4 protein-coding genes and 1 pseudogene are annotated in these 3,187 nt (G+C 59.6%); 4 read left to right on the forward strand and 1 reads right to left on the reverse strand.

Annotated features, from left to right (window positions below):
- A partial coding sequence (locus tag GSQ92_RS30470) for a hypothetical protein (protein WP_216856968.1) occupies positions 1-289 on the reverse strand: 289 nt, incomplete at its 3' end.
- On the opposite strand from GSQ92_RS30470, the gene GSQ92_RS26040 reads away from it, so the two are divergent.
- From GSQ92_RS26040 to GSQ92_RS31940, 4 genes and pseudogenes are all read left to right on the forward strand, one after another.
- Positions 288-1,007 carry an IS6 family transposase gene (locus GSQ92_RS26040; protein ID WP_159014523.1) on the forward strand — a complete coding sequence of 240 codons (720 nt, stop codon included), beginning with the start codon at positions 288-290 and terminating at the stop codon, positions 1,005-1,007. The two genes, GSQ92_RS30470 and GSQ92_RS26040, sit on opposite strands and share 2 nt — an antisense overlap.
- 24 nt (positions 1,008-1,031) lie before the next feature.
- Positions 1,032-1,247 (forward strand): annotated as a pseudogene (locus GSQ92_RS26045) (hypothetical protein); the annotation flags it as partial.
- A gap of 539 nt (positions 1,248-1,786) precedes the next feature.
- Entirely contained in the window at positions 1,787-3,046 is a 1,260-nt protein-coding gene (gene ltrA, locus GSQ92_RS26050; RefSeq protein WP_174247844.1) for a group II intron reverse transcriptase/maturase, read from the forward strand.
- 38 nt (positions 3,047-3,084) lie between these two features.
- Positions 3,085-3,187, forward strand: a 103-nt coding sequence (locus GSQ92_RS31940; RefSeq protein WP_371418598.1) for a DDE-type integrase/transposase/recombinase, incomplete at its 3' end; no start/stop codon positions are given.

Here is a 3,187-nt window from a genome sequence, read left to right on the forward strand (position 1 = left end):
GTTCGAGCGGATCGAAGCCCGCCCGGCTGTGAACCGCGGACTTCAGGCGTTCGATCAGCATTAGACTGTCGCGCCAATGAAGGAGATGTTCGATGACACTGCAAGAACCCTTGCATCGATCGCTAGATCTGGCCTGCCGCTGAAAGGCAAACTCGACGCGCTTAAAATCGAGCTCGATATCAACCTCGCCCCCAGGGCGGCCGTCGAAGCACTCCATCGGGTTCTGTTGCAAATGGTAGGACGGCTGCGATGGAGTAGAACGCCGGCGGCTGAATTGGTGGACGGGCATGATCGCGGCTGAACAGGACGGCTCCTTCAAAGGTCGGCATTTCACGTCCGAGGTTATCCTGTGGGCGCTCCGGTGGTATCTCGCCTTTCCGATCAGCTACCGCGACCTCACCTTGATGCTGTCCGATCGTGGCGTCGCGGTCGATCACACGACCCTGTTCCGTTGGGTGCAAGCCTATGCTGCCAAGCTGGAGCAGCGGGTTCGGCGTCATCTGCGTCTTTGCACCGGGTCCTGGCGGGTGGACGAGACCTACATCAAGGTCAAGGGTGTCTGGACCTACCTTTATCGCGCGGTCGACAGCCTTGGCCAGACAATCGACTTCCTGCTGTCGGGCCGGCGCGATGCCACGGCGGCGAAGCGGTTCTTCCGCAAGGCGCTGGCGCAGCCGCACACCGTCAACCCGCGCACGATCACGGTGGATAAGAACCCATCTTATCCGCGTGCCGCAGCGGACATGAAACGAGCCGGCGAACTCTGGCGCTTCTCGCGATTGCGGCAGCGCAAATACCTCAACAACATCGTGGAGCAGGACCATCGCAGGATCAAACGGCTGGTGCGACAGGGCCTTGGCTTTGGCAGTTTACGAACGGCACGACGGACGCTGGCCGGCTACGAGATGATGGCGATGATAAGGAAAGGGCAGGTTCACGACATTGGTGGCCGCGACATGCCGGCACAAGCCACCTTCATTGGCGAGCTCTTTGGGATCGCTGCCTGACTTGTCACGCTTCCCCGTGAATCGCTGATCGCCAGCCAGCGTTTGCAACAGAACCACGCTGTATGGCTCTATCACGTGTTCAGCCTGAGCTTCCGAGATGTTGAGCTGCTGCTGGCCGAGCGCGGCGTCATCGTCTCTTACGAGAGCGTCCGCCGATGGTGCCTGAAGTTTGGATCAGCCTTCGCCGACAATCTGCGTCGCCGCCGACCTCGGCCCGGTGATAAATGGCACCTCGACGAGGGTGTGCTGTGAACGCACGACCAGCGATGGAAGTGCGGAGCTGCATAGAAGATGAGGGTGGGCCCCTCGAAGCCGACCGTCAGGGGCAGGCTTCAAACTACCGCAAGCTGCGACGGTAAAGAGCCGTTGTGGTGAGCGTTGCGGAAAAGGCGGGACTTGATCCCGTCAGGTGAGGTTCAGAGAGACGAGCGAAAGCGAACCGCTGATGACGTGTCGAAAAGTGCAAGACGATGTCGAAACCGGGTGGAACTCGTTAACCCGGGACGAGTCTGGGGGATGGCCTGATTTCTGCCCAGGCGGCATCCGGCATAAAGGCGGCGTGACTCTGAACCAGGCTTCTATGTGGAACGCAGGAACCTGTCGCCCCGATGCTAAGGGAGAAATCCAAATAGGTGGACCCTATGAGGATGAGAGTACCGATGCGGGGCACAGGGGCGGAGCAACCCGTAGTAGTGATGAAGGTCCTGTAATGGGGCTGGAGCGAAGGGGTTGCATTGTTCAGCTCTGGCCTGAGGGCAACCAGCAACGGGAGGACCCTCATGGATAGAGCCAAGCCGTATGACATTCCGAAAAGGGAAGTATGGGAAGCCTATAAGAGGGTTAGAGCCAACCAAGGGGCGGCTGGCGTAGACGGCCAGACGATTTCGGACTTTGAGGCTGATCTTGGGAACAACCTCTACAAACTCTGGAATCGTCTGTCGTCCGGCAGCTACTTTCCGCCACCGGTGCGGCGGGTCGACATACCAAAGAGCGATGGCAAGACGCGCCCTCTGGGGATTCCCACGGTCGCTGATCGCATCGCCCAGATGGTGGTCAAACGGCATCTGGAGCCGTTGGTGGAGCCGCAATTCCACCCGGATTCCTATGGATACCGGCCCGGCAAATCGGCGCTTGATGCAGTCGGCATGGCGCGGCAGCGATGCTGGCGTCGTGACTGGGTTCTTGATCTCGATATCAAAGCCTTCTTCGACAGCATTGAAACGGAACTGCTGATGCGGGCGGTGCGCAAGCACACCGATTGTTTGTGGGCGCTTTTATACATCGACAGATGGCTGAAAGCGCCGATGCAGATGGCGGATGGGAGCATCATCGGGCGAGAGAGAGGGACGCCGCAGGGTGGGGTCATCAGCCCCCTCTTGGCCAATCTCTTTCTGCACTACACGTTCGACTTGTGGATGCGCCGGAACTTCCCGGACATACTGTTCGAACGCTATGCCGATGATGCGATTTGTCACTGTCGCACTGAAGACCAAGCCACAGCGCTGCGGACTGCTCTTGAGGCGCGGTTTGCGGAGTGCGGACTAACGCTGCATCCTGAGAAGACGAAGATCGTCTATTGCAAGGATGAAAGTCGCCGTGAAACTCACCCGACCTTCAAGTTCGACTTTCTTGGCTACGCTTTCAGGCCAAGGATGGTGAGCAAAAGGGCCGGGGGGATGGGCGTCTCGTTCAGTCCCGCAGTCAGCACAAAGGCCCTCACGGCGATCCGTCGGGCTGTTCGGAGTTGGTCGATGCATCGACGAAGTGACAAGACCCTGGATGATCTCGCGCAGATGTTCAACTCGAGCATTCGCGGCTGGATCAACTACTACGGGCGGTTCTGCCCTTCGGCCCTCTATCCGACCTTGCAGCGCATCGACCTTACCTTGGCGCGATGGGCAAGCGGAAAGTTCAAGTCCCTGCGCGGGCACAAGCGGCGATCCCGACACTGGCTGGCGCGCATCGCACGCCATCAGCCTCGGCTGTTCGCTCACTGGAGCCTGCTCTATGGAAGCGGCCGAACAATGGGAGCCGGATGATGCGAGAGTATCACGTCCGGTTCTGAGAGAGCGCGGGGATGCAACTGCCCCGCGCCACTCGCCTGTTCATCCGCGTTCAGGGTGAATTACGCTATCTCTGGCGCGCCGTGGATCAGAACGGCGTCGTGCTGGACATCCTGG

This window comes from Acidisoma sp. S159, assembly GCF_009766125.1.
Taxonomy (GTDB): domain Bacteria; phylum Pseudomonadota; class Alphaproteobacteria; order Acetobacterales; family Acetobacteraceae; genus Acidisoma.

Excerpts from the sequence above, each read along its gene's own strand:
- GSQ92_RS26040 (WP_159014523.1), top strand. The coding sequence starts at position 288 with ATGATCGCGGCTGAACAGGACGGCTCCTTCAAAGGTCGGCATTTCACG.
- ltrA (WP_174247844.1), top strand. The coding sequence starts at position 1,787 with ATGGATAGAGCCAAGCCGTATGACATTCCGAAAAGGGAAGTATGGGAA.